The organism is Mycoplana sp. BE70 (genome assembly GCF_031455855.1).
Classification (GTDB): domain Bacteria; phylum Pseudomonadota; class Alphaproteobacteria; order Rhizobiales; family Rhizobiaceae; genus Mycoplana.
Window position 1 is genome coordinate 34,850 of record NZ_JAVDTM010000012.1, and the last position, 26,696, is coordinate 61,545.

A 26,696-nucleotide genomic window follows, 5' to 3' on the forward strand; every position below is an offset into this window, starting at 1 on the left:
AAGCTCAGCCTACAGACATGAAGTCAACAAATTCTTTACCATGGAATTCCACCTACGTCTCTCTTTGCAAATTGATAGCAAATTGAAACTAATGCGGGAAACGCGCCTCCGATGAACGGAGGCCAATCAAGAGGTTTATGATGGCTGAAAAACGCAAGGTGCGCAAAGCGGTGTTCCCGGTCGCGGGGCTCGGGACACGGTTCCTGCCTGCAACCAAGGCCGTGCCGAAGGAAATGCTGACCGTCGTCGACAAGCCGGTGATCCAGTATGTGGTCGATGAGGCACTGGAGGCCGGAATCGAGCACCTGATCTTCGTCACGGGGCGCAGCAAGGCCGTCATCGAGGACTATTTCGACATCCAGGTCGAGCTGGAACAGACGCTGCGCCAGCGCAACAAGACCGCCGAACTGACGCTGCTCGAGCGTATCCTGCCGGTGGCAGGTTCCACCAGCTTCACCCGCCAGCAAGAGCCGCTGGGCCTTGGCCATGCGGTCTGGTGCGCGCGCGATCTCGTCGGCAACGAGCCGTTCGCACTGCTGCTGCCGGACATGATCATGAAGGCGCCGAAGGGGTGCCTGGCAAGCATGGTCGAACTCTACGAGCATGACGGCGGTAACGTCGTTGGCGTGGAAGAGTGTGCGCCGGACCAGACCCACAAGTACGGCATCGTCGGCATCGGCAGCGAGGTCGGCAACGGCCACCGGATCACGCAGATGGTGGAAAAGCCGGCGCCTGGAACCGCACCTTCCAACTTCTTCATCAACGGCCGCTACATCCTCCAGCCGGAGATCTTCTCCATCCTCGCAACGCAGGAGCGCGGCGCCGGCAATGAGATCCAGCTGACGGATGCGATGGTGAAACTCCTGAAAGAGCAGCCGTTCGCCGCCTATCATTTCCGCGGCGAGACCTATGACTGCGGTGCCAAGGATGGGTTCATCCTCGCCAACGTCGCCTTCGCTCTTGCACGCGCCGACATCCGCCCCGCAGTGGAAGAGCCGTTGATGACCTTGCTGAAGAGCCTGAGGTAATCCGACCGCGCACCCCAAAGTCTCAAATAGGCTTTGGGCTGCGCTTGTTGGCAAAAGTCCGCGCGTCCGATTGGAAGCGCGGACTTGCTAGCGACGCAGCACCAATCCAAGGCCGGCGCGGGTCACTCCGGTGTTCGCGCCCGTCTCCGGAGCCGTCAATTCGTACGATACGTCCCCACTCAGCGCCAGATAGCGGTTCAGGCCCCAGGTCAACCCCGTGCCGATGATGTAGACGTTCTGGTTTGATGCAGCGGAGGTCGGGAAGTCGCGCCACTCATAGGAACCCGCGAGGCGCGCGACGACATTGCTGCGCATTTCGTGCGTGATGTCGGCGCTCGCGAGATAGGAAATGTATCCACTTTCACCCGGTGTCGTGGACGGTTCGATCGACGTTCGAAGGCCGAGGTTGACGTTCGTGCCGCGCTGGGGCGACCAGTCCATCGATCCGTCGACGCTGAAGGCGTTGATGGTCTTCAGCCTCTCGTCGTCATAGGTCTCGCGGTCGTAGCCGAGCGCGAACTCGCCGCGCAGCTTCTCGCCAAGATCGAGCTCCACCCCGGTGCGGGCGGCGTAGACGTCGCCCGAGCGCGCGAAGCCTGCGGAATCACGCGCGTCGTCATAGCGAACACGGCCGATGGCGGCTTCGATGAAGGGAATGAGGGCCGGCGAGACCTCGTAGCCGATCCGACCGGTCAGGACTCCCTCGGTGTTGTTGCGGTCACTCTGGGAAAGCTCCGAGCCGTTGGAGAGCTCGACGTCGCCATAGGTCGTGCGTTCGATGTCTGCTCCCAGCGTGCCGCGGATCAGCCCGAAATCGCGCTGGATGCTAGCCCCGCCCCGGAAAGTCTGCACCGCTGACTGCTCCTCGGCATTCGCGATCGCATTGGGGTCGGCCGCATCCTCCCGCTCGAGACTGTAGCCGGCGGTGAGGTTGGCGGTGGTGTCGGCCGATAGGTCGAGTCTCAGGTCGGCGTCGACATTCGCCTCCGGCTCGGTGTTGTTGCCGCCGGAGAAGTTCTTCTCGAAGGTTCCAGCTCCGCCGATCGTCAACTGGTGCAGGGACCAGTCGGAAACCAGAATGCCGCGCAAGGTCGTCGTCGAAAACGAGCGCGTCTGGACGTCGTCGCCGGTCTTGGTGCGCTCATAGCCGATACCCTGGGCAATCGTGGGCCGGAGGATGAACGTGCCCAAGCGCATGCCGGGCGGCTCGTCGCTCCACGGAGCCGTGGCGGTTCGAAGTCCATCGATCGAGGGGACCGGCAGGTTCTGCCGACCAATTTCGGTTGCGGAGCCGGTGACGTCCTCCCCATCGACCAAGGCCAGCGGGGTAGCCGGCGTTGTCCTGGTGGTCGCGGCGGGGCTGTCCTGGGGCGTTGCCTGTGTGGCTGGTTCCGCGACAAGCGGGTCCTGGCGCGTAGGCGTTGCCGCCGCGTCCGTACCGGGGACGATCGTCGCGGCCTCCTGGGCCAGAGCCGGCCATGCGGCCAGCATCGTGCCGGCAAGCAGCAAGCCGGCTACGCGGCGCGGCAACTGGGCTGGTTGCGCCCGTAGAGATTTGCTGTGCGGATAAGGCATGGCTTTCGCGGATTCATCGAATTCCTAACCGAACGTAAAGGCTTGTAGTTAACGTTTGGTTTCCGACCCGGCAGCTAATTTACCGGGTGGATGCACGTGGATGCATGGACATCGAAAAGCAAAAACGCTAACGAGGCGCATGATCAGGAAACTAGCACTTGTAGAAAGCAGCGGCGCAATCGCTTCTGCGATCCGCACCGTGGAAACCGAGCGCGCCGGCCTGGATGCGTTGTCGCGCGCGCTTTCCGGCCCGTTGCACGAGCCCTTCTGCGATGCCGTGCGCGTGGTCGCGGGCATCAAGGGGCGTGTGATCGTCACCGGCGTCGGCAAGTCCGGCCATATCGGATCGAAGCTGGCCGCAACCTTTGCGTCCACCGGAACGCCGGCGTTCTTCGTCCATCCGGTAGAAGCCAACCACGGCGATCTCGGCATGATTTCCTCGGACGACGTGGTGCTTGGGATGTCCTGGAGCGGTGAAAGTGCGGAGTTGCAGGGGATCATCTCCTATACCCGCCGCTTCTCGATCCCGCTCATCGCGATCACGGCCGGTGAAAGATCCGCCCTTGCGCGCGAGTCCGACATCGTCCTGTTGCTCCCCAAGGAGCAGGAAGCCTGCCCGCACGGGCTCGCGCCGACCACCTCCACCCTGATGCAGCTTGCTATCGGCGATGCGTTGGCGGTGGCGCTCCTGGAAGCACGTGGCTTTACGGCCACCGATTTCAAGACCTTCCATCCGGGCGGCAAGCTGGGGGCCAGCCTGACCCATGTCGGCGACATCATGCACAGCGGCGAGAACATGCCGCTCGTGCCGCTAGGCACATCCATGCCCGCCGCCGTCCTGTTGCTGTCGCAGAAGCACTACGGTTGCGTCGGTGTGATCGATGACAACGGCAAGCTCATCGGTATTGTCACCGATGGCGACATCGCCCGCAACCTGTCGCGCAATCTCGCTGAGTTGGATGTTGACGACATCATGACGCGGACGCCCAAGACGGTGCGCCCGACGACGCTCGCGACCGCTGCGCTTGGCCTTCTGAACCAGCACAACATTTCGGCGCTGATCGTCACCGACGAGACGGCGACGCCGGTGGGGATCGTCCACTTCCACGACCTGCTGCGGATCGGCGTCGCCTGATCGCTTAACTACTCTGCTTTGAAAGAGCCCGCCCACGGCATCTGACGGGGCGGGCTTTTTGTTTTCTGGCCTATGCCGGCTCGACAGTCAGGTCGCGACCCGAACTCGCCACCACGCGCACGCGCGTGCCTGCCGGCAGGTCCGGTCCCTGCACGCTCCACATCGTATCGTCGAGGCGAATGCGCCCGCGGCCTTCCAGGATCGGCTGCTCGAGCGTGGCGGTGCGGCCGACGAGGCTCTGGGCGCGCTGGTTGAGGAAAGGTTCGTCGGTGCGTTTTGCATTCGACAGCACGAGGCGTCGCCCGACGAGGACGGCCGCGATCGACAGAGCCGCAAAAAGCAGCCACTGCACCTGCCAGATCCACCAGCCGACCGTCCAAAGGAGCAGCGAGAGCGCGCCGGTGATGATCGCCGCAACGCCGATCCAGACGAGGAACACGCCGGGCATCAGCACCTCGAGGATCAGCAGCACGATGCCGAGCACCCACCACGCCCAGGGTCCCAGTTCTGCGACGATGCGGGCGATCATGGCTCAGCTTTCCCTCGTGGTATCGAACGGATTGCGGGCGGTGCCGCCTGTGGTGGGCGTCGACTGGCGCGGCCGGTTGGGCGCCGTCGCCGGGCCGTCGCCGAAAACCTCTTTCGCGATCGCACCGATGCCGCCGAGCGAACCGATCAGCGACGACGCCTCCATCGGCATCAGCACGACCTTGGAGTTCGGTGCGCTGCCGACGGTCGCCAGTGCCTCCGTATATTTCTGCGCGACGAAGTAGTTGACCGCCTGCACATTGCCGGCGGCGATCGCCTCGGAGACCATCTTCGTCGCCTTGGCCTCGGCCTCTGCCAGTCGCTCGCGCGCCTCGGCGTTGCGGAAGGCGGCTTCGCGCTGGCCTTCCGCCTGCAGGATCGCCGACTGCTTGGCGCCTTCGGCTCTGAGGATCTGGGCGTTGCGCGAGCCTTCCGCTTCCAGCACCTGCGCGCGCTTGTCCCGCTCCGCCTTCATCTGGCGCGCCATGGATTCGACCAGATCCTTCGGCGGGGCGATGTCCTTGATCTCGACGCGGGTGATCTTCACGCCCCAGGGCTTGGCCGCTTCGTCGACGACGTGCAGCAGCCGGTCGTTGATCTTGTCGCGATTGGAGAGCAGTTCGTCGAGATCCATCGAGCCCATGACGGAACGGATGTTGGTCATCGTCAGGTTCAGGATCGCGTGCTCGAGATGGGCGACCTGATAGGCGGCCTCCGCGGCGTTCAGCACCTGGTAGAAGGCGATGGCATCGGAGGCAACGCTGGCGTTGTCGCGGGTGATCACCTCCTGGGTGGGCACCTCCAGCACCTGCTCCATCACGTTCATCCGCGCGCCGATCTTGTCGAAGAACGGAATGATGATGTTGAGCCCCGGCTGGAGCGTGCGCGTGTAACGACCGAAGCGCTCTACCGTGTATTGATAGCCCTGCGGTACCGTCTTGATCCCGGCAAACAGCAGCCAGAGGACCAGAACCACCACGGCAATGACGAAAATATCCAACCCATCCAACGACATGCAACGCCCCTAACGCTCGGTTTCGCGTCACTCTACGCAATCCGTGCGACAAGACCAGCGCATTTTGCAAGGTGTTTGGAGCCCTCGAGCCGAAGGGGCTTGCGCCCCGTGGCCTTCGTCAGAACCAGCCGGCAAGCTCGCGGCGGACGACGGTCTCCAGCACCGCCATCCCCTCGGGGCCGTCGTTGAGGCATGGGATGTGCGTGAATTTCTCGCCGCCGTTGTGAAGGAAACTCTCACCCGCCTCGCCGGCGATTTCCTCGAGCGTTTCCAGGCAGTCCGAGACGAAGCCCGGGTTGATCACGGCGATGCGCTTGACGCCGTCCTGTGCCAGCTTCTCGACTGTCTTGTCGGTGTAGGGCTGCAGCCATTCCTCCGGGCCGAAGCGTGACTGGAACGTGACCTGAAGTTTCTCCTTCGACCAGCCGAGCCTGTCGCGCAACAGCCGCGCGGTCTTTTGACACTGGCAGTAGTAGGGGTCGCCCTTGTCGAAGTAGCTCTTGGGAATGCCGTGGAAGGAGGCAAGGACCACCTCAGGCTCCCAGTCGAGACCGGCGAGATGGGTATTTATCGAGGTTGCGAGCGCATCGATATAGGCCGGATCGTCGTGATAGGGCGGCACGGTGCGAACCGCCGGTTGCCAACGCATCTTCAGAAGCGCTTCGAAAGCCTTATCGTTGACGGTGGCGGTGGTGGCGGCGGCATACTGCGGATAGAGCGGGAAGACGAGGATGCGCTCGCAGCCTTCCTTCTGCAGATATTCCATACGCGAGGCGATCGACGGCTGGCCGTAGCGCATGGCCCAATCGACGACGATCTGCGGATGATCGGCAAAGGACTGCGCCATCAGTTCGGCCTGATTGCGCGTGTAGGTGCGGAGATAGCTCTCGTTCCTCTCCTTGTTCCAGATCAGTTCGTAGGCCTTGCCAACCTTCTGGGGGCGCTTGTTCAGGACGATGCCGAACAGGATCGGATACCAGACGAGCTTCGGCCACTCGATCACGCGTGTATCGGTCAGGAATTCCTTCAGGTAGCGCCGCATGGAGCGGTAGTCGGTTCCGTCCGGCGTTCCGAGGTTGACGAGCAGGATGCCGACCTTTCCGTGCTTGGCGGGCGGGTGATCGGCGGGCTTTGGAGCGGCGGTTTGCATGTTCGGTCCTGTTCGGGCTCATTATTCGGGCGGCCAAAATTGTCGGCCATTAAATCTGGGAGTGTTCTAAAAAGAAATGCCGGCCCGGGAAAGCCCGGACCGGCTGAAATGGTGGAGACAATTTGTCCCTTTATTTGGCCGGGACCTGCAGCTCGGATCCAATCTTGAGGGCACGTGGTCTCGGGTTACCGTTCGCCTCGGAGATCTTCCTCCAAAGGTGGCCTTCGCCATAGGCCGACTTGGCGATGTCCCAGAGCGTGTCGCCGTGAACGATGACGTGCTTCGTCGTGCCGGAAGCGGCCTGCGTCGCCGGCGTTTCGGCGCCGGGCGCCGTTGTGCCCGCTGCAGCATCCGTCGCTGTTCCGGCCGTCGCGGCCACGATGGGGATGATGCGCCCGTCAGTATAGGGCTTGTACGGCCGGTTTGCGGCCAGATAGTCCGCCACCACCTGATCGAGCGTCGGGCCGTAGTCGTAGGCGTTCGTCGCCCCGGTGGCGAAGACCTTGTAGCCGTCGCCGCCGGCGCGCATGTAGTTGTTCGAGGCGAGTGTGTAGACCTTGGCCGGGTCGAGCGGCACGAAGGCGTCGCCTTGCTTCATCTCGACGGAGACGACGCGGCTGCCGGCTGGCCTCGACTTGTCGAAGGAGATTTTCATGCCGGCGACCTGCGGGAAGCGACCGGCGCCCTCCTCGATCTGGCCCAGGCCGTTCTCCAGCGCCGTCACCAGGTCCGCGCCCTTCAACTGGAAGGTGGAGAGGGTGTTTTGGAACGGCAGCACCGTCACCACTTCGCCCATCGTGACCGGTCCGCCGTCGATCGAGGCGCGCAGCCCGCCGCCATTGGTGATTGCGGCGGTTACGCCCTGGCCCTTGGTGCGGTCGACGAGAGCGTCGGCGACGAGGTTGCCCATCTGGCATTCGCCGACCCTGCAGCTCTCCCGCGATCCGTCGATCGGCGCGGCGGTCTCGGCGACGATCTTCGCCTTCATCTCCTCGATCGGCCCGGCCAGTTCCTTGACGCGGGCGACGACCGCTTCATCCGGTTTGAAGCTGCCGTCGAGCAGGATCGGATCGCCCTTGGCCTCCTTGACCACGCCATGATCGTCGAACACGACCTTCAGGTTGCCGAGGTACTTCGTATAGGCGCCGGCCTGCACGACCGGAACCTTGTAGCCGCCGGGATTGTCGACCATGGTCGGGTAGGGGCCTTCGGCCTTCTCGTCGGTGTTGGAAAGCAGGCTGTGCGAATGGCCGCCGACCACCACGTCCACGTCCGGGATCTTGGCGATCGCGGCGAGATCGCGCGGGTAGCCGACATGGGTCAGGGCGATGATCTTGTCGACGCCCTGCTTCTTGACCTCCGCGACCGCCGCGGTGATGTCGGCGACGTCGTTGCCGATCAAAACGTTCGGGCCGGGCGAGGAAATCTCGTCGGTGTCGTTTGCAACGGCCCCGACGATGCCGATCTTCTGGCCGCCGACCTCGAGCACGATGAACGGCTTAATCCGGTCGCCGAGCTTCGAGCTGGCGCCGGCGGCGACGTTGGCCGTCACCACGGGAAACTGCACCTTGTCGAGGAAGGCGGCCAGCCCATCCTCGCTGTCGTCGAACTCATGGTTGCCGACGGTCATCGCGTCGAACTTCATCAGGTTGAGGAACTCGGCTTCGGCTGCGCCCTTGTAGGTGGTGTAGAACAGCGAGCCCTGGAAATTGTCGCCGGCGTTCAGCAGCAGCACGTTCTTGCCGGCCAGCGTCTGGCGCTGCGTGTCGATTGCGGTCTTCAGCCGCGCCACGCCGCCGAAGCACTCGTTCTTGCCTTCCTCCTCCGCCGAGCAGGTGGAGTCGAACTTGTTGATCGGCTCGATGCGGGAATGCAGGTCGTTGATATGGAGGATGTCGAGTTCATAGTCGGCAAAGGCAGTTCCCCCGGAAAAGGCAATCAGGGAAGCGGCCAGCAGGCTGATGCGGACTGAAGTCATGGACGTGCTCTCCTGGTCAGGCGGAACGGCCGCTTCCTGGCCCCTCATGGGTGGGCGGTCACGTCTTCCGCGCGAACGGATGCTTCCATTACATCCAAAGAACTTCAAGAGGGAAAGCCGCAAGCGATGAAAAGGCTTGGGAAGACGGTTAAGGCGGGTGGCCAACGCCACGCGGCCAGCCGAGATGGACGGGCATGACCCAATCTGTTAGTCCGACGGTCTGGCGGGGGGCATCGCACTCTCGTCTGTGGCGCTGCCGACAGCGCCCGAACGTCATAGCTGGAGCGATTGAATTGCGCGGCAAGAGCCCCCGCAACACCGGAAAAGTCACCTTGCAGCGTGCTTTCTCGAAGCTCGGTATCTGCTCGCGCACGCAGGCGGAGGCCTTCATTGCGGCAGGCCGTGCTCGCGTCAACGGGCGCAAGGTGATCGATCCGAACACCTGGGTCGATCTGGCGCGCGACGGGATCGAGCTGGATGGCCAGGCACTCGAGGTCAATGACAAGGTCTATCTGGCGTTGAACAAGCCGCGCGGGCTGGTCACGACGCGATCCGATCCCCAAGGCCGCCCGACAGTTTTCGATTGCCTGAAGGACCTGAACCTGCCCTTCGTCTCGCCCGTCGGCCGCCTCGACAAGGCAAGCGAGGGACTGCTTCTCTTCACCAACGATACGGCGTTCGCCCAGCGCCTGCTCGACCCTGAGACGCATGTCGGCAAGCTCTACCATGTCCAGGTCAGCGGAATTCCGTCCGACGAGGACTTGCAGCGCATGCTGTCCGGTGTCGTCCAGGATGGGGAGGCGTTGCAGGCCTCCGCTGTCCGCGTGCTACGGTCCGGCGAGAAGAACTGCTGGCTGGAAGTGGAACTGGACGAGGGCAAGAACCGGCAGATCCGGCGGATTCTGGAAGTCATCGGCCTGGAAGTCCTGCGGCTCATCCGGGTGGCGATCGGCGACCTGATCCTGGGTGACCTGCCAAAAGGCAGCGCGCGGCATCTGACGGAAGCAGAGATCCGGGCGCTGAAATCGCGAACGGGGATGAAACCCAGCTGACCTTCTAGGGGGACCAATGACCGTTCTGCTCCGGCCCTATCTCACCTCTGACTTCGAGGTACTGCGCAACTGGTTTTCCGACGAGGCATCGGTCGTTCAGTGGGCCGGTCAGGATATGCGTTTCCCGCTCGATCCGGCACAATTCGCACAGATGCAGCAGGAGACGGAGGGCGCGGCTCCCGGCCGATGGATGTGCTCGGGTCTGGTCGGGGGAACGGTGGCTGCCCACGCGCAAGTGGTGCTCGACTGGCAGCATGGTGTCGCGCGGCTTGCCCGCGTGGCCGTGAGCCCCGCCTATCGCGGCAAACGGCTTGCGCAGCCGTTTCTGCGGCAGGTCATCGACCGCGTGTTCGCGCAGGAAGCGTTCGTGCGGCTGGAACTGAACGTCTACACCTTCAACACCGCTGCAATCGCGGCATATCGTCGGCTTGGCTTTGTCGAGGAGGGCGTGCGGCGGTCATCGGTCAAGGTTGGCGAAGAGCGGTGGGATACGGCGATCCTTGCTCTGCTGCGCGAAGAGTACAACGTCATCCGTGCATCGGCAGCGGGTGACGTTGTGGTGCCCTAGGGCCGAGTTGTGAACCGCCGAAGCGCTTCAGCCCTGGCGGTTCAGCGTGAACTGGGCGCCCGAGCCCGAGGTGCAGTTCAACTGGCGCGGCGTGACGAGCGAGCAGTTCGCCTTCGAAGCGGACTTGGAAATGTTGGAGTAGAGGCTGATCTCGATCAGCCCGTTTGGCTGGGTGACATAGGTGCCGGTCGCCATTGTCGTGTTGGTATCCGTCGTCCTCGTCGCGAACTGGCCCGCGGAGAAGGTCGAGATCAGGCCGTTCGCATCGACCCATGACCCTTCCACGCCCTGCGGCGCCTGCGCGACCTGTCGCACCGGCGCGCGGTCGTACGACTGGCACGAGGCGAGTGTCGCGCCAGCCGCAAGCAGGGAAGCAAAGATCAAGGGTTTCATGGGGTTCTCCATAGCCTTGCCCAACGATATGGCGTTGAAAATATTGCCAGACCATGCCGTGAACAGTTGGTGAATGCAAGAGAAAGGCGGCTGTGGCGACAGGTTATCCGTGCCAAAACGAAACGCCCGCGGCTCGCCGCGGGCGTTCGTAACAGCTGTGTCTGATGCGGACGATCAGCGGAACAGGACGTTCCGGAACTGCCACGGATCCTTCGTGTCGAGGTCCTCCGGGAACAGGCCCGGGCGGCCGTCCAGCGGGGTCCAGTCGGTGTAGTGGCCCTCGATCGGACCGAGATAGGGACGCTGGACCTCGAGGCAGCGCCGGTAGTCCATCTCGTCGGTCTCGACGATGCCGGCCTTGGGGTTCTCAAGCGCCCAGGCCATGCCGGCGAGAACAGCCGAGGTGACCTGCATGCCGGTGGCGTTCTGGTAGGGGGCGATGCGGCGGGTTTCCTCCAGCGACAGGCGCGAGCCGTACCAGTAGGCGTTTTTGTCGTGGCCGTAGAGCAGGACGCCGAGTTCGTCGACGCCGTCGACAAGCTCGTCTTCATCCAGGACGTGGTGGACCGGCTGGGCATTGCCGCCGTTGCCGAACATCTCGTGCAGCGACAGCACGGCGTCGTTCGACGGATGATAGGCGTAGTGGCAGGTCGGGCGATAGGTGACATCGCCGTCCTTGTCGCGGACGGTGAAGAAGTCGGCAATCGAGATCGACTCGTTGTGGGTGACGAGGAAACCGTATTGCGGACCCGGCGTCGGGCACCAGGTGCGCACGCGCGTGTTGGCGCCGGGCTGCTCCAGGTAGATCGCCGCCTTGCAGCCCTTCTTTTGCTTCTTGGCGTTCTTCGGCATCCAGTTTTCATGGGTGCCCCAACCGAGCTCGGCCGGCTGCAGGCCCTCGGAGATGAAGCCTTCCACCGACCAGGTGTTCCAGAAGGTGTCGAGCGGCTTCGGCCGCTTGGCGCGCTGGGTATCGCGCTCGGCGATATGGATGCCCTTGACGCCGACCTTCTTCATCAGCTTTGCCCAGCCCTCGCGATCGTCCTGCGCAGGCACGTCATGCTTGATGCCGAGATCATTGGCGAGGTTGACCAGCGCTTCCTTGACGAACCAGGAGACCATGCCGGGATTGGCGCCGCAGGTGGAAACCGCCGTCGTGCCGCCCGGGTTTTTCGCCTTCTCCTTGCGCAACGTCTCGCGAAGCGCGTAGTTGGTGCGGTCCGCGTTCTTCATGTTCTTGTCGAAATAGAAGCCGAGCCAGGGCTCGATGACCGTGTCGATGTAGAGTGTGTCGTGCTTGCGGCAGAACTTCATCAGGTCGACCGAGCCGGTGTCGACCGAGAGGTTGACGACGAACGCCTGGCCGCCGCCTTCGGAAATCAACGGCTTCAACAGCTCCTTGTAGTTGTTCTTCGTCACGAATTCGGCGACATGGCGAACACCGTGGCGGGCGTAGAGCTCGTCGTCGGCAGCGTCCTTGCGCGGTTCGATGACGATCAGGCGGTTCTTGTCGTACTTGAAATGCCGTTCGATCAGCGGCAGCGTGCCGCGGCCGATGGAGCCGAAGCCGATCATGACGATCGGGCCTGTAATTTCGCCATGAATCGGGTAGGTCGTGTCTGCCATTTTCCTTCGATCTCCTTCGGGAGTGCGCGCCAGATGTCGCAAAAAGAGGACCCAACGGCCCTGTTTTCGGCATGAAAATGCCTAGAGCACAGAATCCCGTCACAATAAAGTGGGCACGAAGCCTCGCGTTTGAATTGTCAACCGGGGCCTTCGCCCGGTTCGATCCGGCGGTCCGGATGGAATGGCCGAGAGCGATAGTGAAGGGTGGGGCGGAACCGCGATTGGGGTACAGGCTGAGGTTCAGGCCAGTTGCGCAGGGATCAGGCCGCGCAGCGAATTGCCGACGAAGACGGCATGGCGATACAGGTCTTCGACCTGCAGGCGCTGTTCCGTGGCGCGGCCGGTCTCCAGCAGTTCCTCGCGCAGCACGCCGGCGAGCAGGCCGCAGGCGAGCGGCGGCGTCTTCAGAACGCCGGTGCCGTCGTCGAGAAAGACCGAGGTAATCGTTCCCTCGCACACCTCACGGCGCTCGTTGAGGAGGAGGACCTCGTCCGCCTCGGCCGGTGCGAACTCGGCGCGCGCCGCCTCATAGACGCTACGGCGCGAGGTCTTGTAGCGGAGCAGCGGATTGGCGGAGTCGAGCCGCGTCGTCGCGACCTTCGCAATCCAGCGGGCATCCGCGGCGAGTGGTACGAACGGCGCTGTCTTCACCTCGATCCGGCCGTCGGCGAAGAGTTCGAGGCGGACGCGCAGCGGCGATGTCGTGGCGGCCACGCCGGTTGACCCTGCAGGGAAGCCGTGGCTGGTTTCACCTTCCGAGCCGGGCATCGCCGACGCGGCGTCCATCAATGCCGCTCTCGCTTCTGCTGCGCCGAGAATCTCCAACGCCTCCGCCGATCGCTGCAATCGTGCCAGATGCCGCTCCAGCCGGACGAAGCCGGCTCCCGGCTCCCAGCGCAGCGTCTCGATCAGCGAGATATCCATTGGTCTCCCACCGCGAACCGCGCTTTCAGCAGACACTCCTCGTACTCAGCCTCCGCCGTGGAATCGAAGACGATGCCGCCACCGACGTTGAAGACGGCCTCGCCGCCGTCGAACAGCGAAAGCGTGCGGATCGCCACGTTGAATTGCATCGTCCCGTCCGGAGCGATCAGGCCGATCGCGCCGCAATAGGCGTCGCGCGGGCCGGACTCGAGGTCGTGCAGGATTTCCATCGCCCGCATCTTCGGTGCGCCGGTGACCGAGCCGCAGGGAAAGAGGGCGGCAAAGAGGTCGCGGATCGTCGTGTCCGGTACCAGCTTCGCCCGCACATGGCTGACCATCTGGTGCACGGTCGGGTAGGTCTCGATCGCGAAGAGCTTCGGCACCTCCAGCGTGCCGACCTCGGTGACGCGCGAGATGTCGTTGCGCAAGAGATCGACGATCATGCGGTTTTCCGCCTGGCTCTTGGGATCGGCGAGCATCGCCGCCACGATCGCCTCGTCCTCGGCGGCATTGGCGCCGCGCGGCGCTGTACCCTTCATCGGATGCGTCTCGATCCAGCCGTCCTTGTCGACGCGGAAGAACAGTTCCGGCGAGCGCGACAGCAGGATCGGACCGTCGAGCGAGACGAGGGCGCCGTATTTGACCGGCTGGCGCTCGATCAGCGACCAGAAGGCCGCCACCGGGTCGCCGTTCCAGCGGGCGCGGATGGGCATCGTCAGGTTGGCCTGGTAGCAGTCGCCCTCGCGCAGGTGCCGATGCAGGCGGTCGAAGCGGCTGCGATAGGCCTCCAGGTCCCACTCAGCCTTCGGCTCGGTGACGAAGGGCTCGTTCTCGACGCGCTGCTTCGCCGTCGCCAAGGGATGATCGTCGGCCGGTGCGTCGAAAATGCCGAAGCTCATCAGCGGCGTCTCACGATTGTCGATCGCAAAGGGCGCGAGCTTCTCCTCGAACAGATGGCCCGCCTCGTAGCTCATGAAGCCAGCGATCCATTGTCCTTCGTCATGCGCTGCCTGAAGCGTCTTGAACGCTGGCTCAAAATCCGCGCGCTTGCGAACCGTGACCACGCGGGAGGGGGCGGCGAAGACCGTGGTCCGGTCCTCGCGGTCGTCCCGCAGGAGCACATAGCGTTCTCGATCCGTCATCTCATCGGTTCTCGGCAGGTGATTCACGCAGCCTTATCAAGCGCCTCGAGTTCGTCGATGAGTCCCTCGATCATCGACAGCCCCTTGCTCCAGAACGACGGATCGGCGGCATCCAGCCCGAACGGCTTCAGCAATTCAGAATGGTGCTTGGTGCCGCCAGCCTTCAGCATCTCGAAATACTTTTCCTGGAAGCCGCTTTCGGCCTGCTGGTAGACCGCATAGAGCGAGTTCACAAGGCAGTCGCCGAAGGCGTAGGCGTAAACGTAGAAGGGCGAATGGATGAAGTGGGGAATGTAGGCCCAGTAGGTCTCGTAACCCTCGGAGATGCGGATCGCCGGGCCGAGGCTTTCCGACTGTACCGACAGCCACAATTCGCCGATCTGGTCGGCCGTCAGTTCGCCCTCCTTGCGGGCGGTGTGGACCTTGCGCTCGAACTCGTAAAACGCGATCTGGCGCACGACCGTGTTGATCATGTCCTCGACCTTCTGCGCCAGCATCGCCTTGCGCTCGCGCTTGTCCTTGGTCTGGTCGAGCAGGCTGCGGAAGGTCAGCATTTCGCCGAAGACGGACGCCGTTTCAGCCAATGTCAGCGGCGTCGACGCCATCAAGGCACCCTGGCCGCCGGCCAGCACCTGGTGCACGCCATGGCCGAGTTCGTGCGCCAGCGTCATCACGTCGCGCGGCTTGCCCATGTAGTTGACGAGCACATAAGGGTGCGCCGATGGCACCGTCGGATGCGCGAACGCGCCAGGCGCCTTGCCCGGTCGCACCGGCGCGTCGATCCAGTTCTCGTCGAAGAAGCGTCCGGCGATCGCCGCCATCTCCGGGGCGAAGGCGCTATAGGCCGACAGCACCGTATCCTTCGCGTCGCTCCAGGGGATCAGCGCGTTCGGCGTTTCCGGCAGCGGCGCGTTGCGGTCCCAGAACTCCATCTGTTCCATTCCGAGCCACTTCGCTTTCATGGAATAGTAGCGGTGCGACAGCCGCGGATAGGCCTGGTGCACCGCCGCGGCCAGCGCGTCGACGACCTCCCGCTCGACGCGGTTGGCGAGATGCCGGCTATCGGCGATATCCTCGAAGCTGCGCCAGCGGTCGGAGATTTCCTTGTCCTTGGCGAGCGTGTTGGTGATCAGCGTGAAGGTGCGGATGTTCTCCTTGAAGGTCTTCGCCAGCGCCATCGCTGCCTTCCTGCGGGTCTCGCCGTCCGCATCCTGCAAGAGGTTCAGCGCCACCTCCAACGGCACCTCCTCGCCGTCAATCGTGTAGCGTAGCGATGCCATCGTCTCGTCGAACAGCCGGTTCCAGGCCGCAGCCCCGGTCATGGATTTTTCCAGGAAGAGCTGTTCGGTGCGATCGTCGAGCTGGTGCGGCTTGTCCTTGCGCAGGTCCTCGATCCAGGGCCGGTAGTGGGCGGCAAGGGCGTCGTGCTCCAGGCTTCCGGCGAGGCGCTTGTCGTCTATCCTGTTCATTTCCAAGGCGAAAAATAGAAGATGCGCGGAGATGTCGGTGATCTTCGCTTGCACGTCGCCATACAGTTTGCCGTTCGCCGGGTCGGTCGTGTCGGAGAAGTAGGTCAGGCCGGCGTAGGAGGCGACGCGGCCGAGCAAATCCTCCAGCGCCTCGTACTCCTTGACGGCCGCGCCGATCCCCTCCGCGCCCGACTTGCCCGCGGCGTCATCGAGCTTGCCTTTCCACCGGGTCTCAAAAGCCAATGACTTCGCCATCCCACTTTCGAGATCGGCCCGGAACTCCGGCGCGGTCGGGGAGGCATAGAGGTCTGCGAGGTTCCAGTTGGGCAGGTCGCCGAGGTCGCCGGCGATGGCGCCGGCCGTGGCTGTGGCATGATGAATCTCGGGCGAAACGTTCAAAGCGGACATCGGAAGCCTCGTCGGTAATTGCGGCGCTCTTGCTTGCGTCCTCGTTGGTTAAAATGCAAGCCTTTCTCAAAACGGCATATTCAACCCTTCGTGCCAAGGTCCAACGGTATTGTTGTGCCAACACTGCGCATGACGCGTGGCGAGGAGGTTCCAATGGCTGCCCACATTCTTGTCATCGATGATGATCCTGTCCAGCGCAGGCTTCTGAAGAACATGATCGAGCGCAATGGCCATGTGGCGCACGTGGCCGAGAATGGCCGTGCCGGCCTGGAGGTCCTCGACCGAAAGGGCGGCCTGATCAGTGTGATCCTGCTCGACCTGATGATGCCGGAAATGAACGGCACGGCCTTTTTGGGCGCACTCGCCGAGCGCGAGAGCGCGATCCCGGTGATCGTGCAGACGGGGCAGGGCGGGCTGGAAACCGTCGTGATCGCCATGCGCGCCGGCGCGTTCGACTTCGTCGTAAAGCCGGTTTCGCCGGAAAGGCTCGGTGTTGCGGTCGAAAACGCGCTGAAGCTGGAGCAGCGCGACCCGCATGGCCGCCCGAGCCGTCGTCATCGCAGCGAGGCCGTGCAGTTCGACGACATCGTGTCGGCCAGCCCGGAAATGCTGCGCGTCATCGATCTCGCCCGCCGGGCGGCCCAGTCGAACATTCCCGTCGTCATCGAAGGCGAGTCCGGCGTCGGCAAGGAAATGGTCGCGCGCGCCATCCAAGCGGGAAGCGACCGGGCCCACAAGCCTTTCGTCACCGTCAACTGCGGCGCGATCCCGCACAACCTTGTCGAGAGCATTCTGTTCGGCCATGAGAAGGGCGCTTTCACCGGTGCGATAGAGCGGCATATCGGCAAATTTGCCGAGGCCGACGGCGGAACGATCTTTCTCGACGAAATCGGCGACCTCCCGCTCGAGGTCCAGGTCAAGCTGCTGCGGGCGGTGCAGCAAGGCGAGATCGAGACCGTCGGCGCCCGTTCGCCCCAGAAGGTCAATGTCCGGCTGATTTCCGCCACGAACAAGGACCTGATCACCGAGGTGAAGGAGGGCCGCTTCCGCGAGGATCTCTACTACCGCCTGAATGTCTTTCCGATCACGATCCCGGCGCTGCGCAAGCGCAAGGAGGACATTCCGGTTCTCGTCCGCTCCTTCGTCGAGCGCTTCGCCGGTGAGCAGAAGCTTGCCACGCCGCTGACGCTTTCTCCTGCCGCCATGGCGCTGCTGACCGCCTTCGACTGGCCGGGCAACATCCGCCAATTGGAGAACGCAATCTACCGGGCGGTCGTCCTGGCGCAGGGGCCCGAGCTCCAGGCGTCCGATTTTCCGCAGGTCGCGACGCAGGTTCCGGGCTACAAGCTGACCGAAGCGGGAACAGTCTCCTGGGAGGCCGCAGCGGTCCCGCTCTCCCGGAAGGCCGCGGAAGTCGACATGCCTTCGGTCTACCCAGACTTCCGGCCGCGCGAGGCGTCCGAATCACAGTCGCCCGCCGCTGACGAAAACACGATTTCCAGCGTCGACCGCGGTGGGCAGGTGAGAAAGCTCGCTGATGTCGAGGAAGAGTTGATCCGCTTTGCCTTGAAGTTCTATCGGGGTCAGATGAGCCAGGTCGCCCGGAAGCTGGGCATCGGCAGGTCGACGCTTTATCGAAAGCTGAAGGATTATGGTATCGATCCCGAAAATCCGCTGAAGGAAGCCGCCTGATTTCGGTTGATTTCTCAGCCTTCTCATGTTTTTCCCGTTGCCGTTCACCCCTTATTAGTGGATCGTTCACTATATTTGGGGAGTATTGGAGACTGTGGCGAATTTGCCATGCTGTTACCGCAATTGGTGGTCATCTGGCTTTTCAGGGACGCACCTATTGTCCGCAGGACGGGGATAGAGTTGGCAGACATGATTGGATCGATGACGCTCCGGGGAGCCAGCGCTCTTGCCATGTGCAAAGCGGCGCTCGCAAAGGCCCCCAGGATTTTGACCATCGCCGCCATGGCCGCTTCGCTCGTCGTTCCGGCTATGGTTCCTTCGGCAACCGATGCCGCCTCCGGTACGCGCTCGCTGAAGCTTTATTTCGTCCACACGAATGAAAAAGCGGAGATCACCTTCAAGCGCAACGGGCGCTACGACCAGAAGGGCCTCCAGCAACTCAACCGTTTCCTCCGCGATTGGCGCCGCAATGAACCGACGAAGATGGATCCGCGCCTCTTCGATCTCGTCTGGGAGGTTTACCAGAAGAGCGGCTCGCGCGGTTACATCCACGTCGTCTCCGCCTATCGCTCGCCGGCGACGAACTCGATGCTGCGTTCGCGCTCCAAGGGTGTGGCCAAGAAGAGCCAGCATATGCTCGGCAAGGCGATGGACTTCTACATCCCCGACGTGAAGCTGAAGACGATCCGCGAGATCGGCATGAAGTTCGAGGTCGGCGGCGTGGGCTTCTATCCAACCTCAGGCTCGCCCTTCATTCACATGGATGTCGGCAGCGTCCGCGCCTGGCCGCGCATGAGCCGCCAGGAGCTTGTTTCGCTCTTCCCCGACGGCAAGACCATGCACTTGCCGTCGGACGGCAAGCCGCTGCCGGGCTACCAGCAGGCGGTTGCCGACTACAAGCGCCGCGTCGGTGCCGATGCGGTGCAGGTCGCCGGCGGCGGATCGCCGGACAAGGTGGGCTCCGGCAAGAAGCGGAACCTCCTCGCGGCTCTCTTCGGTGGCGGCGGGGACGAGGACGAAGAGCCCACGGCTATCGCCAGCGCCGAGCCGCTGGAAGAGGCCGCCCCGGCAGCGCGTCCCGCTGCAGGTGCAGGAAGCGAACTGCCCGGCATCGCCTCTGGCCAGCCGAGCGGCGTGACGCCTGAAACAAGGCCGGTCGTCACCGAAACGGAGATTGCCGAGTTGAACGCTCCGGTCCCGCTCGTGCGTCCGGCATTCAGGGATAACTCCGCGGCTGCCACAGAACTGGCGCTCGTGTCGCCAGCAACGAATAATGCGGCGGCAGCGCTCAATGCTGCGACGCTAGTGGGCCAGGACCAGGCCGGCGAATACGCCGACCTCGGCGGCTACAAGATCCCCGTGCCGGAACTGCTCGGCAAACGGACCATGCCCGGCGACGCGCTGGAAGGCTTGATGACGGCTGCAGCCGGGGAAATGGATGACGAGGATTTCGGGATCGTTCCGGTCCCGGGTATGCGGCCGGGCGACGATGCCGCCCTGATGGCCATCGCCGAGGCCGATGTCGGTGTGCCAAGCCAGGATGGCGCGAGCAACGTCGCTGCCGTAGCCGAGGCTGAACATGCGGACGGCTTGACGGCAGAGGCCGCGACCCGCGTCGCACTCGCCGCGCCGAGCAATGACGGCATCGACGAAGCCGGCCCGATCGAGGTTGCGGCCCTCGTGCCTGCGCAGGATGCCTCGACTGCTTTCGATGTTGCTCCGAGCGACGTTCCGACCAAGGGCGGGCGCCCGAAGAAGAGGGATGCCGATGCCGCGGCACGTGGCGCAATCCGCACGGAGCCGAAGCTGAACGACAAGATCATCTCCCAGTGGGCGTTGACACAAGGGCGCGTCGCCACCCTGTCCAAGCCGGTCAAGGCGCCGCGGTTCGTCAGCCAAAAGCTGCGAACGGCCCCGACCACCGTCTACATGGCCGGGTTCCAGCAGGAAACGGCCGCGGTCGATCCGGGTCGGTTCAGCGGCAGCGCCGTCAATTTCATGGAAGTGCGCAAGTTCACCGATACGAACTGACCATTTTCTGCAAGGCAGTCAAAAGAAAACCCGCGAAACCTGGTTTCGCGGGTCTTTCGTTGGCAGGGCCTGTATGCCTTATTCGGCATCCGGCGGCAGTTCGATCATGCCGAGCGCCTGCAGATAGGTGTCGAGGATCGCTTCCTGCTCCATGCGCTCATCCTTGTCCTGCTTGCGGATCTGAATGACCTTGCGCAGGATCTTGGTGTCGAAACCAGTACCCTTGGCCTCGCCATAGACATCCTTGATGTCGTCGGCGATGGTTTTCTTTTCTTCTTCCAGGCGCTCGATCCGCTCGATGAAGGCACGAAGCTGGTCGCGGGCGACGCCGTGAGCATCGGACATGGTCTTCTCCTCGTTGGGGGAATGGATGAAATCTGATGCCGTGATCTGCCGCGAAGTTCGGGCGAGATCAAGACCCGCCGGGCGCGAGACGGCGATTTTTGCTGCTTATACCAGTTTCCCCCACTATTCCTTGGGGCGGCTGATTTCGAAGGCGGTCAACTGTTCGGTGCTTGCTTCCTTCTGGTGCAGCGTCCGCCAGGCGTCGTAGGGCATCCCGTAGATGATCTCCCGCGACTGCTCCTTGTCCATCGCAACGCCAGCCTCGTTCGCCGCTTCGCGATACCAGTTGGACAGGCAGTTGCGGCAGAAGCCGGCAAGGTTCATCAGGTCGATGTTCTGCACGTCGCTGCGTTCGCGCAGATGGGCGATCAACCGCCGGAACGCGGCCGCCTCGAAACTCATACGTTGTTCATCGCTCAGTTCCATCGTCTTGTCTCCTTTTGGCCGGGGGGCCGCACGTCGCTGAAGCGGATAGCGGTTGCCGTGCCTGTTTACCTTCGATCCGGTCAGTAAGACCCGGTGCGGGAAGGGAATGTCTGATAGGTGTGCAGGTCCGCGGTGGCGTTCAAGTCGGATAGGATGGGCGCAAGCCGGGCAGCCCAAAGGGCGATGCCGGCCTCGTCTCCAATCTCGTCCTGCCGCACCTCGATCAGTGCATGTGGGATGCCGGCGGTCATGCAATGCCGAAACATCGTGTCGCCACGTAACGCCCCATCATAGGGCTCGTTGTCGGCGGTGATCACGCCGGGGATGGCGCCGATGGCGGAGAGCAGCGGATGGACCGCGCGGTGGTCGCTGTCCCAGAGCACGGTGATGTGCCAGGGGCGGGGCGTTCCCTTCCACGTCGGCGTAAACGAATGCAGCGAGATGACGAGTGGGGCTTTGCCGGTCGCAGCGGCAACACTACTGATCACCTGCGAGACGGCGCCGTGGTAGGGCCGGTGATAGGTCTCCAGCCGATGGCGCCACTCCTTTTGTGAAATCGGATGGTTGCCGGGAATGATCGCCCCGTCGGAGATGCGCATGATGAGCGTCGGATCGTCCTCGCCGCGATTGGGATCGATCAGGAGCCGGGAAAAACGGCTGAGCACCGCAGGTACCCCAAGCTGGGCGGCGAGTTTGCGGGTCAGGCCCTCGATGCCGATGTCGTAGGCGATGTGGCGGGCAAACGCGCTTTCGGGCAGGCCCAGCTGACCGTATTCGGCAGGCAAGTGGTTCGTCGCATGGTCGGCGAGGAGAACGAGGCCAATGTTCGAATCGCCATCGATGATTTCAAAGGGACTGTCGTTCAACTGATCGGCCTGCAATCTCGTGGGGTGGAATGTTCATTGGCTTGATGACACGCCGGGCAGGCGATCGCAAGGCGGCCGCCTGCCGCAACGCTTCGGGCAACAGGGTCGCGGGCTGGCCGGTGTAATCGATTAGAGTTGCGTTGACATTCGCTCTCCGCCGTCGCAAGAAAGCGCGTGACCAAATCAACGGAGTTCCACTGGAAGCCGTGTCAGTTCAAACTCGCCCCCACCCCCTCCGCCTGGGATCCGGCCTTTCCTTCATAGGCCTTTTCGCCGCCGTTGCTTTTTTTTCGATCGCTGCGCCCGGCTCGGCGCGGGCTGATTTTCGCGTCTGCAACGGCACTCAAAACCTCGTCGGCGTCGCGATCGGCTACCGCGCATCGGAGGGTTGGATCACCGAGGGGTGGTGGCAGGTTCCGGCAACGACCTGCGCCACGCTGATCGAAGGCGAATTGCAGTCGCGCTACTATTATCTCTATGCGGAAGACGCGGCACGCGGCGGCCGCTGGACCGGCGACGTCAACATGTGCGTCGCGGAGAACGAGTTCAAGATCACCGGCGTTGACGACTGCTTCGCCCGCGGCTTCCAGCGGATGGGATTCAAGGAGTACGACACCGGCCGCCAGGGCAGCTGGATGGTCCAGCTCTCCGATACGCCAGGGACGCAAGAAAGCCAGAATTGATGAAGCGGAATAGAAAAGTAAAGATCCTCGCGACGCTCGGACCGGCTTCTGCCGAGGAAGAGATGATCCAGAAGCTGCACGAAGCGGGGGCCGATCTTTTCCGCATCAACATGAGCCACGCCAGCCACGACCTGATGCGCACGCTGATCAGCCGCATCCGTTCCGTGGAAGCGCGCTGTGGCCGTCCAATCGGCATCCTCGCCGACCTTCAGGGCCCGAAGCTGCGTGTCGGCAAATTCAAGGACGGCAAGGCCGATCTCGTCGCGGGCCAGACCTTCACGCTCGACGGCAACGAGGAGCCTGGCGACAGCAAGCGTGTCTTCCTGCCGCATCCGGAAATCCTCCAGGCCGTCAAGCCGGGCCATCGCCTTTTGATCGACGACGGCAAGCTGCATCTGCGCGCCGAGCAGGCCGACGGCAAGAAGATCGTCTGCAAGGTGATCGCCGGCACGAAGATTTCCGACCGCAAGGGTGTCAGCCTGCCCGACACCCTCTTGCCCGTCGGCGCGCTGACGGAGAAGGACCGCGCCGACCTCGATGCGGTGCTGTCGACCGGCAGCGTCGACTGGGTGGCGCTGTCGTTCATTCAGCGTCCCGAGGACCTCGCCGAGGTGCGCAAGGTGGCGCGCGGTCGCGTCGGGTTGATGTCGAAGATCGAAAAGCCGCAGGCCATCGAACGGATCGACGAGATCATCGAGCTCTCCGACGCGCTGATGGTCGCCCGCGGCGACCTTGGCGTCGAGATGCCGCTGGAAGCGGTGCCCGGCCTGCAGAAGCAACTGACGCGCGCCTGCCGCCGCGCCGGCAAGCCGGTTGTCGTCGCGACGCAGATGCTCGAATCGATGATCTCCTCGCCGGTTCCGACCCGCGCCGAGGTCTCCGACGTCGCCACCGCCGTCTTCGAGGGTGCCGACGCGATCATGCTGTCAGCGGAATCGGCGTCCGGCGAATACCCGGTCGAGGCTGTCTCTACGATGGCCGCGATCGCCAGCAAGGTCGAGCGCGACCCGAACTATCCGGGCATCATTAATGCCCAGCGCACCCCGCCCGAGGCCACCGGCGCGGATGCCATCTCGCTTGCCGCCCGCCAGATCGCCGAGACGCTGAACCTGACGGCGATCGTCTGCTACACCTCGTCGGGCACCACCGGGCTGCGCGCCGCTCGCGAGCGGCCGGAGGTGCCGGTCCTGGCCCTTTCGCCCATCATCGAGACGGCACGGCGCCTGTCGGTGGTCTGGGGGCTGCATTGCGTGGTCACCGGCGATGCCGAGAGCCTCGACGACATGGTCAATCGCGCCTGCCGCATCACGGTCAGCGAGGGCGTCGGCAAGCCGGGCGACCGCATCATCATCTCCGCCGGCGTGCCGCTCGGAACACCGGGCGCGACCAACATGCTCCGCATCGCCTATATCGGCTCGGATGGCGCCAGCGGCGTCTAAGCGGAATGACCGGTCACAGCCTGTCGAAGGGTGGGCCTCGGCCCGCCTCAGACTGCTGAAAAGCCGCGATGGCGTCTCAGGTCCGTTTTCCCGCCAGCTTTTCGGCGATGTCGCCGAGCGCTTTCTGGGCCCGGCGCTCGGACGGGTAGATGTCGAGGAAGCGCTGCCACGCCTCCAATGCCAGTTCGTCGCGACCGTAACTCGTCAGGATCATCGCCATGCCGGCGATGGCGCCGAAATGGCGTGGCTCGATCGTCAGAACACGATTGATGTCCGACATCGACTTCCGATAGTTGCCGAGCTTGTAGTTCACTGTCGCGCGCTGATTCCAGCCCTCGACGTAGCCGGGTTGAAGCTGGATGACCTCGTCCAGGTAGTCGAGCGCTGCCCCGTCGTTGTCCTCGGCCATGGCCTTGTCGACCTGCTGCATCAGGAAATTGACAGTGGCGCTGCCGGAATCGCGCCATTCCACCCGTATGCTGTCGGAGATCACCTTCGCCTTGTCCGGATCCCGCTCGTGCTTCAGTTCGGCAAACAGGGCGTTCAGCCGTTCGGCGGGCGTTGTGAGCGCCGGTTCGTTCTGGGGGATGGCGGCCGCCTGACTATCCTGCGCGAAGGCGGTCCCGGGCAACGGGGCAAGCAGCGACAGGGCGGCATAAACAACGTAAAAGCGCATGCGGTTATGCTAAACCGCATGCGCTTGAAAGCAAACTGCTATCTTTCGACAGGCCGGGACGCCTGCGCTCAGCCCTGGCGGGCCTTGAAGCGCGGGTTCGACTTGTTGATGATGTAGACGCGACCCTTGCGACGAACCAGGCGGTTTTCGCGATGGCGGGTCTTGAGCGACTTGAGCGAATTCTTGATCTTCATGTTTCTGATCCGCGATGCTGGGGAGGAAACAAATCCGCCCGAAAACTTGTCAATTAAAAACGCGCCATGTCGGGCGCGCTCTCAGGTTGGCGTTCGTGTAACCGCTCATCCGATTGCTGTCAACCGTTTGGCGGGAGTTTTGGCGTTCGCGCACCGCGATTTCCACGGCGCGCGAAGCCGTTTTTCAGCGCAGTTCCGTGACGTGGCCCATCTTGCGACCCGGGCGCGACTCGCTCTTGCCGTAGAGGTGCACGAGGACGTCAGGTGTCTTCAGCCAGGCTGGCACAGTCTCGATGTCGTCGCCGATCAGGTTCTGCATCACGCAGTCGGAGTGGCGGCGCCCGTCGCCGAGCGGCAGGCCCGCGACGGCGCGGATGTGCTGCTCGAACTGTGAGATAACACAGGCTGCCTCCGTCCAGTGGCCGGAATTGTGCACGCGTGGGGCCATCTCGTTCGCCACGAGCTGGCCGTCTCCAAGCACGAAGAACTCGACGCCGACGACGCCGACATAATCTAGTCGATCGAGGATCGCGCGTGCGGCCCGCCGTGCCTGATCGGCCGTCGCCTCGTGGATGGCGGCCGGCACCGTGGACGTGTGCAGAATACCGTCGCGATGGACATTCTCGGCCGGGTCGTAGCAGACGATCGTCCCGTCCTGCGCGCGGGCGGCAATGATCGAGATCTCCCGCTCGAAGGCGATCAGGCCTTCAAGGATGAGCGGCACGGAACCGAGCGCTGCAAAGGCGCCCTGCCTGTCCTCGGCCGGCGAGCGGAACATCCTTTGTCCCTTGCCGTCATAGCCCAGACGCCGGGTCTTCAGCACGCCGATGCCGCCGAAGGAATCAAGCGCCGCGTCCAGATCCGCCTGGCTGTCGACAGCCGCGAACGGGGCGGTTGCGATCCCGCACTCATTGATGAAGCGCTTCTCCACCAGACGGTCCTGCGAGACTTCCAGCGCCTTCGGCGGTGGAAACACCGGGGCTGACCGAACCAGCCGCTCGGCGGCCGCAACCGGCACGTTTTCGAACTCGTAGGTGACAACGTCGCTGCGGCCCGCAAGCTCATCGAGCGCCGCAGGATCGTCATAGGCTGCGACGATCTGGGCATTGGCCACTTGGGCGGCCGGGCAGTCGATCTGTGGTTCGAGAATGATGGTGCGGAGGCTCAGCCGCGCGGCCGCCATGGCAAGCATGCGACCGAGTTGCCCGCCGCCGATGATTCCGATCGTGCCGACGCTCATAGTGGGCCATCCACCGGGTAGTCCGCCACCGAGGCGCTCTGGTTCTCCCGCCACTCGTCGAGTCGAAGTGCGAGCTCCGGATCCGACAAAGCGAGGACGGCGGATGCAAGCAGGGCCGCATTCACGGCGCCAGCCTTGCCGATTGCAAGCGTGCCGACCGGAATGCCGGCTGGCATCTGCACGATGGAAAGCAGGCTGTCCTGGCCGGACAGCGCCTTGGACTGGACGGGAACGCCGAAGACCGGTAGCGAGGTCATCGCGGCGATCATGCCGGGCAGGTGCGCGGCGCCGCCGGCACCGGCGATGATGACCTTGAAGCCCTCCGGGCGCGCATTCTTGGCAAATTGGTACAGCCGGTCCGGGGTGCGGTGGGCGGAGACGATACGTGCCTCGTAGTCCACTTCCAGCGCATCCAGCGTGTCGGCGGCGTTCTTCATCGTCTCCCAGTCGGATTGGCTACCCATGACAATGGCGACGGGGGGCGTTTGCGGTGTCTTCACTGCGCTTTCCGTTTCAGGCGATGATATCGGGAATAATCTGGTCCTCGATCTTGGAGATCCGGTCCTTGATCACGAGCTTCTTCTTCTTCATGCGCTGCACTCTCAAGGCGTCGCAGCCAACCTGGATCATGGCATTGATGGCGGCGTCGTAATCCTCGTGTTCCTGGCGCAGCCGGGCTATTGCCAATCGCAGTTCCGCCTGTTCCTGGTCTGCCATGCTCTCATTCCCCATCCCTTCACGATGACGACTTGTGCGCCATTCGCATTCAGCAAGATCGCTGCTCCTATCACGAAACGAGGGTCTACGGGAAGTTATACTCCGCGACCTTTTCACCTTCGACAAATGAAAATTGGCATGGCAAACTCCGCCTGTTGCAACCTGGACACCAGACGCGCAAGCGTCCGGGTGCGAACAAAAATGGAAGGAACTGTCACATGTCGATTGAGGCTCACCTTGCCACGCTTGAAAAGAAGCACTTCGCTCTTGAAGAAGAGCTTCACGAAGCGATGAACCGCCCGTCCTCCGAGGACGAGATTATCGCTGACATCAAGCGGCGGAAGCTGCGCATCAAGGACGAGATGGAGAGACTTCGCTCGTCAACGAATTGATTGG

At 63.4% G+C, this 26,696-nt stretch carries 27 protein-coding genes; 9 read left to right on the plus strand and 18 right to left on the minus strand.

Annotated features, from left to right (window positions below):
* The first annotated feature begins 140 nt into the window (after nucleotides 1-140).
* A complete protein-coding gene (galU, locus tag J2Y48_RS20310) occupies nucleotides 141-1,028 on the plus strand; it encodes a UTP--glucose-1-phosphate uridylyltransferase GalU (RefSeq protein WP_310421635.1) in 888 nt (295 codons plus the stop codon).
* A gap of 87 nt (nucleotides 1,029-1,115) precedes the next feature.
* Here the strand turns inward: galU and J2Y48_RS20315 are convergent, their stop codons facing one another.
* Complete coding sequence (locus J2Y48_RS20315) at nucleotides 1,116-2,603, minus strand: outer membrane beta-barrel protein (RefSeq protein WP_310421639.1); 1,488 nt, start codon at nucleotides 2,601-2,603, stop codon at nucleotides 1,116-1,118.
* A 139-nt stretch (nucleotides 2,604-2,742) separates the two neighbouring features.
* On the opposite strand from J2Y48_RS20315, the gene J2Y48_RS20320 reads away from it, so the two are divergent.
* Entirely contained in the window at nucleotides 2,743-3,738 is a 996-nt protein-coding gene (locus J2Y48_RS20320; RefSeq protein WP_310421642.1) for a KpsF/GutQ family sugar-phosphate isomerase, read from the plus strand.
* A 70-nt stretch (nucleotides 3,739-3,808) separates the two neighbouring features.
* Here J2Y48_RS20320 and J2Y48_RS20325 read toward each other — a convergent pair whose 3' ends face one another.
* The 4 genes from J2Y48_RS20325 to J2Y48_RS20340 all read right to left on the minus strand — a co-directional run bounded on the left by J2Y48_RS20325 (nucleotide 3,809) and on the right by J2Y48_RS20340 (nucleotide 8,409).
* Nucleotides 3,809-4,267 (minus strand): NfeD family protein, encoded by a 459-nt coding sequence (locus J2Y48_RS20325; protein ID WP_310421646.1) that lies wholly within the window; start codon nucleotides 4,265-4,267, stop codon nucleotides 3,809-3,811.
* A gap of 3 nt (nucleotides 4,268-4,270) precedes the next feature.
* Nucleotides 4,271-5,275 carry an SPFH domain-containing protein gene (locus J2Y48_RS20330; protein WP_310421977.1) on the minus strand — a complete coding sequence of 335 codons (1,005 nt, stop codon included), beginning with the start codon at nucleotides 5,273-5,275 and terminating at the stop codon, nucleotides 4,271-4,273.
* A 124-nt stretch (nucleotides 5,276-5,399) separates the two neighbouring features.
* Nucleotides 5,400-6,431 (minus strand): ferrochelatase, encoded by a 1,032-nt coding sequence (gene hemH, locus J2Y48_RS20335; RefSeq protein ID WP_310421649.1) that lies wholly within the window; start codon nucleotides 6,429-6,431, stop codon nucleotides 5,400-5,402.
* A gap of 130 nt (nucleotides 6,432-6,561) precedes the next feature.
* Nucleotides 6,562-8,409, minus strand: coding sequence for a 5'-nucleotidase C-terminal domain-containing protein (locus J2Y48_RS20340; protein ID WP_310421653.1), 1,848 nt, complete (start codon nucleotides 8,407-8,409; stop codon nucleotides 6,562-6,564).
* 275 nt (nucleotides 8,410-8,684) lie between these two features.
* On the opposite strand from J2Y48_RS20340, the gene J2Y48_RS20345 reads away from it, so the two are divergent.
* Together J2Y48_RS20345 and J2Y48_RS20350 are read left to right on the plus strand one after the other, a co-directional pair.
* Entirely contained in the window at nucleotides 8,685-9,461 is a 777-nt protein-coding gene (locus tag J2Y48_RS20345) for a pseudouridine synthase (protein WP_405030268.1), read from the plus strand.
* Nucleotides 9,462-9,477: 16 nt separating this feature from the next.
* A complete protein-coding gene (locus J2Y48_RS20350; protein WP_310421659.1) occupies nucleotides 9,478-10,029 on the plus strand; it encodes a GNAT family protein in 552 nt (183 codons plus the stop codon).
* A gap of 27 nt (nucleotides 10,030-10,056) precedes the next feature.
* Here the strand turns inward: J2Y48_RS20350 and J2Y48_RS20355 are convergent, their stop codons facing one another.
* From J2Y48_RS20355 to J2Y48_RS20375, 5 genes are all read right to left on the minus strand, one after another.
* Nucleotides 10,057-10,422: a hypothetical protein gene (locus J2Y48_RS20355; protein WP_310421662.1), complete on the minus strand. Its 366-nt coding sequence runs from the start codon at nucleotides 10,420-10,422 to the stop codon at nucleotides 10,057-10,059.
* Nucleotides 10,423-10,596: 174 nt separating this feature from the next.
* Nucleotides 10,597-12,048, minus strand: a complete 1,452-nt coding sequence (locus J2Y48_RS20360; RefSeq protein WP_310421665.1) for a homospermidine synthase — start codon at nucleotides 12,046-12,048, stop codon at nucleotides 10,597-10,599.
* Nucleotides 12,049-12,288: 240 nt separating this feature from the next.
* The gene (locus J2Y48_RS20365) at nucleotides 12,289-12,972 is read right to left on the minus strand and encodes an aminotransferase class IV family protein (RefSeq protein WP_310421668.1); all 684 of its coding nucleotides are present in this window, start codon (nucleotides 12,970-12,972) and stop codon (nucleotides 12,289-12,291) included.
* Entirely contained in the window at nucleotides 12,957-14,114 is a 1,158-nt protein-coding gene (locus J2Y48_RS20370; protein ID WP_310421671.1) for an aminodeoxychorismate synthase component I, read from the minus strand. Before J2Y48_RS20370 ends, J2Y48_RS20365 begins: the two co-directional genes overlap by 16 nt.
* A 23-nt stretch (nucleotides 14,115-14,137) precedes the next feature.
* Nucleotides 14,138-15,991 carry a M3 family oligoendopeptidase gene (locus J2Y48_RS20375; protein ID WP_310421674.1) on the minus strand — a complete coding sequence of 618 codons (1,854 nt, stop codon included), beginning with the start codon at nucleotides 15,989-15,991 and terminating at the stop codon, nucleotides 14,138-14,140.
* 153 nt (nucleotides 15,992-16,144) lie between these two features.
* Here J2Y48_RS20375 and J2Y48_RS20380 point away from each other — a divergent pair, with 153 nt between their 5' ends.
* On the plus strand, nucleotides 16,145-17,683 hold the full coding sequence (locus J2Y48_RS20380; protein ID WP_310421677.1) for a sigma-54 dependent transcriptional regulator: 1,539 nt from the start codon (nucleotides 16,145-16,147) through the stop codon (nucleotides 17,681-17,683).
* 189 nt (nucleotides 17,684-17,872) lie between these two features.
* On the plus strand, nucleotides 17,873-19,714 hold the full coding sequence (locus J2Y48_RS20385) for a DUF882 domain-containing protein (protein ID WP_405030269.1): 1,842 nt from the start codon (nucleotides 17,873-17,875) through the stop codon (nucleotides 19,712-19,714).
* A gap of 78 nt (nucleotides 19,715-19,792) precedes the next feature.
* On the opposite strand, the gene J2Y48_RS20390 is transcribed toward J2Y48_RS20385, so the two are convergent.
* The 3 genes from J2Y48_RS20390 to J2Y48_RS20400 all read right to left on the minus strand — a co-directional run bounded on the left by J2Y48_RS20390 (nucleotide 19,793) and on the right by J2Y48_RS20400 (nucleotide 21,351).
* A complete protein-coding gene (locus J2Y48_RS20390) occupies nucleotides 19,793-20,059 on the minus strand; it encodes a DUF2312 domain-containing protein (RefSeq protein ID WP_160785259.1) in 267 nt (88 codons plus the stop codon).
* Between the two features lie 123 nt (nucleotides 20,060-20,182).
* The gene (locus J2Y48_RS20395) at nucleotides 20,183-20,485 is read right to left on the minus strand and encodes a DUF1244 domain-containing protein (RefSeq protein ID WP_310421683.1); all 303 of its coding nucleotides are present in this window, start codon (nucleotides 20,483-20,485) and stop codon (nucleotides 20,183-20,185) included.
* Nucleotides 20,486-20,565: 80 nt separating this feature from the next.
* A complete protein-coding gene (locus J2Y48_RS20400; RefSeq protein WP_310421686.1) occupies nucleotides 20,566-21,351 on the minus strand; it encodes an N-formylglutamate amidohydrolase in 786 nt (261 codons plus the stop codon).
* Nucleotides 21,352-21,611: 260 nt separating this feature from the next.
* Between J2Y48_RS20400 and J2Y48_RS20405 the strand changes: the two genes are divergently transcribed.
* Together J2Y48_RS20405 and pyk are read left to right on the plus strand one after the other, a co-directional pair.
* Nucleotides 21,612-22,034: a DUF1036 domain-containing protein gene (locus J2Y48_RS20405; protein WP_405030270.1), complete on the plus strand. Its 423-nt coding sequence runs from the start codon at nucleotides 21,612-21,614 to the stop codon at nucleotides 22,032-22,034.
* Nucleotides 22,034-23,473, plus strand: coding sequence for a pyruvate kinase (gene pyk / locus J2Y48_RS20410; RefSeq protein ID WP_310421690.1), 1,440 nt, complete (start codon nucleotides 22,034-22,036; stop codon nucleotides 23,471-23,473). The genes J2Y48_RS20405 and pyk overlap by 1 nt, the downstream gene beginning before the upstream one ends.
* A gap of 76 nt (nucleotides 23,474-23,549) precedes the next feature.
* On the opposite strand, the gene J2Y48_RS20415 is transcribed toward pyk, so the two are convergent.
* The 5 genes from J2Y48_RS20415 to J2Y48_RS20435 form a co-directional block, all read right to left on the minus strand.
* Nucleotides 23,550-24,149, minus strand: coding sequence for a hypothetical protein (locus tag J2Y48_RS20415; protein ID WP_310421693.1), 600 nt, complete (start codon nucleotides 24,147-24,149; stop codon nucleotides 23,550-23,552).
* Nucleotides 24,150-24,217: 68 nt separating this feature from the next.
* Nucleotides 24,218-24,343, minus strand: coding sequence for a type B 50S ribosomal protein L36 (ykgO, locus tag J2Y48_RS20420; RefSeq protein ID WP_012709334.1), 126 nt, complete (start codon nucleotides 24,341-24,343; stop codon nucleotides 24,218-24,220).
* Nucleotides 24,344-24,527: 184 nt separating this feature from the next.
* The gene (locus J2Y48_RS20425; protein WP_310421714.1) at nucleotides 24,528-25,583 is read right to left on the minus strand and encodes a 5-(carboxyamino)imidazole ribonucleotide synthase; all 1,056 of its coding nucleotides are present in this window, start codon (nucleotides 25,581-25,583) and stop codon (nucleotides 24,528-24,530) included.
* On the minus strand, nucleotides 25,580-26,047 hold the full coding sequence (gene purE / locus J2Y48_RS20430) for a 5-(carboxyamino)imidazole ribonucleotide mutase (RefSeq protein ID WP_310421983.1): 468 nt from the start codon (nucleotides 26,045-26,047) through the stop codon (nucleotides 25,580-25,582). The genes J2Y48_RS20425 and purE overlap by 4 nt, the downstream gene beginning before the upstream one ends.
* A gap of 49 nt (nucleotides 26,048-26,096) precedes the next feature.
* Nucleotides 26,097-26,300, minus strand: a complete 204-nt coding sequence (locus J2Y48_RS20435) for a YdcH family protein (RefSeq protein ID WP_108003658.1) — start codon at nucleotides 26,298-26,300, stop codon at nucleotides 26,097-26,099.
* A 218-nt stretch (nucleotides 26,301-26,518) separates the two neighbouring features.
* Here J2Y48_RS20435 and J2Y48_RS20440 point away from each other — a divergent pair, with 218 nt between their 5' ends.
* Nucleotides 26,519-26,692, plus strand: a complete 174-nt coding sequence (locus J2Y48_RS20440) for a DUF465 domain-containing protein (RefSeq protein ID WP_310421720.1) — start codon at nucleotides 26,519-26,521, stop codon at nucleotides 26,690-26,692.
* Nucleotides 26,693-26,696 lie beyond the last annotated feature (4 nt).

Bases quoted from the DNA above. Each gene is read 5' to 3' on its own strand.
- ykgO (WP_012709334.1), bottom strand. From the start codon at position 24,343: ATGAAGATCAAGAATTCGCTCAAGTCGCTCAAGACCCGCCATCGCGAA.
- J2Y48_RS20425 (WP_310421714.1), bottom strand. From the start codon at position 25,583: ATGAGCGTCGGCACGATCGGAATCATCGGCGGCGGGCAACTCGGTCGC.
- galU (WP_310421635.1), top strand. From the start codon at position 141: ATGGCTGAAAAACGCAAGGTGCGCAAAGCGGTGTTCCCGGTCGCGGGG.
- J2Y48_RS20350 (WP_310421659.1), top strand. From the start codon at position 9,478: ATGACCGTTCTGCTCCGGCCCTATCTCACCTCTGACTTCGAGGTACTG.
- J2Y48_RS20390 (WP_160785259.1), bottom strand. From the start codon at position 20,059: ATGTCCGATGCTCACGGCGTCGCCCGCGACCAGCTTCGTGCCTTCATC.
- J2Y48_RS20315 (WP_310421639.1), bottom strand. From the start codon at position 2,603: ATGCCTTATCCGCACAGCAAATCTCTACGGGCGCAACCAGCCCAGTTG.
- J2Y48_RS20415 (WP_310421693.1), bottom strand. From the start codon at position 24,149: ATGCGCTTTTACGTTGTTTATGCCGCCCTGTCGCTGCTTGCCCCGTTG.
- J2Y48_RS20380 (WP_310421677.1), top strand. From the start codon at position 16,145: ATGGCTGCCCACATTCTTGTCATCGATGATGATCCTGTCCAGCGCAGG.
- J2Y48_RS20385 (WP_405030269.1), top strand. From the start codon at position 17,873: ATGATTGGATCGATGACGCTCCGGGGAGCCAGCGCTCTTGCCATGTGC.
- J2Y48_RS20435 (WP_108003658.1), bottom strand. From the start codon at position 26,300: ATGGCAGACCAGGAACAGGCGGAACTGCGATTGGCAATAGCCCGGCTG.
- hemH (WP_310421649.1), bottom strand. From the start codon at position 6,431: ATGCAAACCGCCGCTCCAAAGCCCGCCGATCACCCGCCCGCCAAGCAC.
- purE (WP_310421983.1), bottom strand. From the start codon at position 26,047: ATGGGTAGCCAATCCGACTGGGAGACGATGAAGAACGCCGCCGACACG.
- J2Y48_RS20325 (WP_310421646.1), bottom strand. From the start codon at position 4,267: ATGATCGCCCGCATCGTCGCAGAACTGGGACCCTGGGCGTGGTGGGTG.
- J2Y48_RS20365 (WP_310421668.1), bottom strand. From the start codon at position 12,972: ATGGATATCTCGCTGATCGAGACGCTGCGCTGGGAGCCGGGAGCCGGC.
- J2Y48_RS20320 (WP_310421642.1), top strand. From the start codon at position 2,743: ATGATCAGGAAACTAGCACTTGTAGAAAGCAGCGGCGCAATCGCTTCT.
- J2Y48_RS20395 (WP_310421683.1), bottom strand. From the start codon at position 20,485: ATGGAACTGAGCGATGAACAACGTATGAGTTTCGAGGCGGCCGCGTTC.
- J2Y48_RS20340 (WP_310421653.1), bottom strand. From the start codon at position 8,409: ATGACTTCAGTCCGCATCAGCCTGCTGGCCGCTTCCCTGATTGCCTTT.
- pyk (WP_310421690.1), top strand. From the start codon at position 22,034: ATGAAGCGGAATAGAAAAGTAAAGATCCTCGCGACGCTCGGACCGGCT.
- J2Y48_RS20440 (WP_310421720.1), top strand. From the start codon at position 26,519: ATGTCGATTGAGGCTCACCTTGCCACGCTTGAAAAGAAGCACTTCGCT.
- J2Y48_RS20370 (WP_310421671.1), bottom strand. From the start codon at position 14,114: ATGACGGATCGAGAACGCTATGTGCTCCTGCGGGACGACCGCGAGGAC.
- J2Y48_RS20360 (WP_310421665.1), bottom strand. From the start codon at position 12,048: ATGGCAGACACGACCTACCCGATTCATGGCGAAATTACAGGCCCGATC.
- J2Y48_RS20355 (WP_310421662.1), bottom strand. From the start codon at position 10,422: ATGAAACCCTTGATCTTTGCTTCCCTGCTTGCGGCTGGCGCGACACTC.
- J2Y48_RS20375 (WP_310421674.1), bottom strand. From the start codon at position 15,991: ATGTCCGCTTTGAACGTTTCGCCCGAGATTCATCATGCCACAGCCACG.